Source organism: Streptomyces atriruber (assembly GCF_001418325.1).
GTDB classification, from domain to species: Bacteria; Actinomycetota; Actinomycetes; order Streptomycetales; family Streptomycetaceae; genus Streptomyces; species Streptomyces atriruber.
The window spans coordinates 4,905-5,347 of the sequence record NZ_LIPN01000569.1; the positions used below are offsets into that span (position 1 = coordinate 4,905).

The following is a 443-nucleotide window of genomic DNA, read 5'->3' on the forward strand; positions in this document are numbered from 1 at the left end:
ATCAGGACGCGGTCGCCCTTCTTCAGGCGCGGGTCCACGGCACGGTCCATGGGGAACTTGACCGTGGGGGACCCCGATGTCGGCTTCAGGTAGCGCGTCACGTCGACCGTGACCCGGTCCTGCAGGCCGCCCGGCACCGGGTCGACCGCCGTGACCGTGCCCTCCACGATGAGCCGCGAGCACGCCACGAACCCCTCGGCGCTGAGGTCCGCGTCCGCGTGGCCCTCCGGCCTGCTCTTCGCACCCGATGCCGTGTCCGCCCCGTCGGCGTCTCCCGTCCCCTGCCCGGCGTCCACCACGAGCCAGGCGAGCCCGCCGACCAGAGCTGCGGCGGCCGTCGCGACGGCCACGCCGAAGGCGACGGCCATGCGGCGCCGGGCCGGGCGCGGGACTCGTACGGACACGGGCGGCGGCTCCGGTGCCGGGGCCTTCTCGTCTACACA

1 pseudogene is annotated in these 443 nt (G+C 74.9%); it reads right to left on the bottom strand.

Going from position 1 to position 443, the window contains the following annotated elements:
- Nucleotides 1–404 (bottom strand): annotated as a pseudogene (locus tag AOK03_RS43325) (hypothetical protein); the annotation flags it as partial.
- Nucleotides 405–443 lie beyond the last annotated feature (39 nt).